The sequence below is a fragment of the Lacisediminihabitans sp. genome, from assembly GCF_036404185.1.
GTDB lineage: Bacteria > Actinomycetota > Actinomycetes > Actinomycetales > Microbacteriaceae > Lacisediminihabitans.
This window is the reverse complement of the sequence record NZ_DASWPB010000230.1, coordinates 1-3,910: the sequence shown is the minus strand read 5'-3', so window position 1 is coordinate 3,910 and position 3,910 is coordinate 1. Positions and strand designations below refer to the sequence as shown.

Below are 3,910 nucleotides of genomic sequence, written 5' to 3'. Positions count from 1 at the left end.
GACCCTGCTGGTGCAGAGCGGCCGGCCGGTGGGCGTCATGCAGACCCACGAGTGGGCGCCGCGCGTCCTCATCGCCAACTCCAACCTGGTGCCCGACTGGGCCAACTGGCCGGAGTTCCGCCGGCTGGAGAACCTCGGCCTCACGATGTACGGGCAGATGACCGCCGGGTCGTGGATCTACATCGGCACCCAGGGCATCCTGCAGGGAACCTATGAGACCTTCGCCGCGGTGGCGGCCAAGAAGTTCGGCGGCACCCTGGCCGGGACGTTGACCGTCACCGGCGGATGCGGCGGGATGGGCGGCGCCCAGCCGCTGGCCGTGACCATGAACGACGGGGTCGCCATCCTCGTCGATGTCGATCGGAGTCGGATCGCCCGCCGCATCGAACACGGCTACCTGGACGTCGAGGCCCGGTCGATCGAGCACGCGCTCGAGGTCGCCTACTCGGCGAGGGACGCCAGGAAGGCGCTGAGCATCGGCCTGCTCGGCAACGCCGCGGACGTCTTCCCGCGCATGCTGGCGATGGGTGCGGAGATCGACATCGTCACCGACCAGACCAGCGCCCATGATCCGCTCGCCTATCTTCCTCTCGGCATCGGCTTCGATGACTGGGCCTCGGCCCGCGCATCCGATCCGAAGGCCTTCATCGAGCGTTCGCGCTCCTCGATGGCGGCGCAGGTCGAGGCGATGGTCGGTTTCCAATCCGTCGGCGCGGAGGTCTTCGACTACGGCAACAACATCCGCACGGAGGCGAAGACGGCCGGCTACTCCGACGCGTTCGCCTTCCCCGGGTTCGTGCCCGCCTACATCCGCCCGCTGTTCTCCCAGGGCAAGGGCCCGTTCCGCTGGGCCGCGCTCAGCGGCGACCCGCAGGACATCTACGCGACCGATCGCGCCATCCTGGAGATGTTCCCGGAGAACGAGTCGCTCGGTAAATGGATCCGCATGGCGCAGGAGCGGGTGCACTTCCAGGGGCTGCCCGCGCGTATCTGCTGGCTCGGCTACGGCGAGCGGGACCGCGCGGGGCTTCGTTTCAACGAGATGGTGGCGTCGGGGGAGATCTCGGCGCCGATCGTGATCGGTCGCGACCATCTGGATTCCGGCTCGGTCGCCTCCCCGTACCGGGAGACCGAGGCGATGAAGGACGGCTCGGATGCGATCGCCGACTGGCCGCTGCTCAACGCGCTGGTCAACGCCTCCTCTGGGGCGACCTGGGTGTCCATCCATCACGGTGGCGGGGTCGGCATCGGCCGGTCCATCCATGCCGGTCAGGTGACGGTGGCCGACGGAACGGAGCTGGCTGCGCAGAAGCTCGCGAGGGTGCTCAGCAACGACCCGGCGACCGGAGTGATCCGCCACGTCGACGCCGGTTACGACGAGGCGATCGAGGTTGCGTCCAAACTCGGGGTTCGGGTTCCCATGGCGGAGGGCGAGTGACCGTCACCGCCCTGCTCGGCGAGCTCGCCGGCATCGGCCGCAATCCGGTGTCCGGCGGTTACGACCGGCTCGCCTGGACGGCGGCGGATGCCGAATGCCGGGCCTGGTTCCGGCAGTCGGCCGCCTCTCTCGGCCTCGACGTCGAGACCGACCGCAACGGCAACCTCTGGGCATGGTGGCATCCGGAACTGGAGGGAGCCGCCCTCGTGGTCGGATCGCACCTGGACAGCGTGCCGAGCGGCGGCCCATACGATGGCCCGCTCGGGGTCGCCTCGGCCTTCGCTGCGGTCGCCGTCCTGCAGGCCGACGGGGTGATCCTCCGTCGTCCGGTCGCGATCGTCGCCTTCGCCGACGAGGAGGGCGCGCGCTTCGGTCTGGCCTGTGCCGGCTCTCGGCTCATGACGGGGGCGCTGGACGCCGACCTTGCCCGCGGGCTGCGCGACCTCGACGGGACCTCGCTGGCCGAGGCGATGACGGCGGCGGGCCAGAACCCCGGTGGACTCGGTTCCGATGCGGAGCGCTTGGGACGGATCGGCGAGTTCATCGAACTGCACGTCGAGCAGGGGCACCTGCCGACGAACGGGGGAGCCGCCGGCATCGGAGCGGCAGGGGCACGCATCGGCTTGGCCGACCAGATCTGGCCGCACGGCCGCTGGCGGGTGGACGTGACCGGCCAGCAGAACCATGCCGGCACGACGCCGATCGCCGACCGTCGCGATCCCATGATCGGCCTGGCCCAGGTGATCCTCTCCGTGCGCGCGGCCGCCGTCCGAGAGGACGCTCTCGCGACGGTCGGCAAGGTGCGGGTGCGGCCGGGAGCGGTCAACGCCATCCCTGCCGCGGCATCCGCCTGGATCGACGCCCGCGCCGCCGACGAGCAGCGCATCCGCTGGCTGGTCGACGAGGTCGAGCGCACCACGGGCCTGCATCCGGTCGAGGAGTCCTGGACGGCGGCCACCGTCTTCGACCGGTCGCTGGTCGCCGAGCTCGCCCCGATCCTCGAGTCGGTGACCGACTCCCCGCTGCCCGTGCTTGCCTCCGGGGCCGGGCACGACGCCGGGGTCCTCGCGCTCGCCGGCGTCCCGACGGCGATGATCCTCGTGCGCAACCCCAGCGGGATCTCGCACTCGCCGGAGGAGTACGTCGACGACGTGGACTGCGAGCTCGGTGCCCTCGCCCTCGCGGAGGCGATCAGGGCCCGGACGGCGGCACCGACGCGATGACGAGCTACTGGTGTGAGCGCGCCATCGTCGACGGCATCGCCGAGCTCGCCGTGCGGATCGAGGAGCGCGGCGGAATCGTCACACTCGTCCAGCCGGATGCCGCTGCCCGCGACGGCGACCGGCGGCTGACCGGCCTCGTGCTTCCCGGGCTCGCCAACGCCCACTCGCACGCCTTCCATCGGGTGCTCCGGGGGCGCACCCATGGCGGGGGCGGTACCTTCTGGACCTGGCGCGACCTCATGTACCGGGCGGCGGCGCGCCTCGATCCCGATCGCTACTTCGACCTCGCCAGCGCCGTGTTCTCCGAGATGGTCCTCGCTGGTTACACCCTCGTCGGTGAGTTCCACTATCCGCATCGCGCGGCTGGTGGGGAGTCCTACGACCCCTCGACGGCGATGGAGGACGCCGTGCTCGCCGCCGCCTCCCTGGCGCGCATTCGGATCACGCTGCTCGACACCCTCTACCTGAACGGGGGTGTGGATGCGCGGGGCGTCGCGATTCCGCTCGGCGCCGAACAACAACGATTCAGCGACGGCTCGCTCGACGGCTGGGACCGGCGGCGTTCGATGGTCCGGACGGGTCCCCTCGCCAGGCTCGGTGCGGCCGTCCATTCCGTGCGCGCCGTGGATCCAACCGTCCTGGAATCCCTGCGCGAGAGGGTCGATGGCATCCCACTGCACGCCCACGTCTCGGAACAGCCCGCCGAGAACGAGAGCGCGTTCGCCGCGTGGGGGAAGACCCCCACCCGGCTTCTCGCGGACGCCGGCCTGCTCGGGCCCCTCTTCACCGCGGTGCACGGCACACACCTGACCGATGACGACATCTCCCTGCTCGGCGAGAGCTCGAGCACGGTGTGTGTCTGCCCGAGTACTGAGCGCGATCTCGCCGACGGCATCGGGCCCGCCTCCGCTCTTCTTTCGGCGGGTGTGGGACTCAGCCTCGGCAGCGATCAGCACGCGATCATCGACCCCTTCGAGGAGATGAGGGGCCTCGAGATGGACGACCGCCTGGCGACGGGGAAGCGCGGGCGCTTCGCCCCCGCCCAACTGCTCGATGCGGCGAGTGCGTCCGGATACGCCTCCCTCGGCTGGAACGGCGGCAGGATCGCCGTCGGGGCGGTCTGCGATCTGGTCGTCGTCGCCGGAAACACCCCGCGCACCGCGGGAGCCTCGCCCGATCAGATATGGCTCGCCGCGACGGCGGCGGACGTGGACACCGTGGTGGTCGGCGGTCGTGTCGTCGTCGATGG

Annotated in this window: 3 protein-coding genes; all 3 read left to right on the top strand. The window is 70.8% G+C overall.

Going from position 1 to position 3,910, the window contains the following annotated elements:
* Positions 1-1,438, top strand: a 1,438-nt coding sequence (gene hutU / locus VGC18_RS16015; protein ID WP_331099237.1) for a urocanate hydratase, incomplete at its 5' end; no start/stop codon positions are given.
* A complete protein-coding gene (locus VGC18_RS16010) occupies positions 1,435-2,661 on the top strand; it encodes an allantoate amidohydrolase (RefSeq protein ID WP_331099235.1) in 1,227 nt (408 codons plus the stop codon). The genes hutU and VGC18_RS16010, both read left to right, overlap by 4 nt.
* On the top strand, positions 2,658-3,910 hold a 1,253-nt coding region (locus VGC18_RS16005; RefSeq protein ID WP_331099233.1), incomplete at its 3' end, for a formimidoylglutamate deiminase. The genes VGC18_RS16010 and VGC18_RS16005, both read left to right, overlap by 4 nt.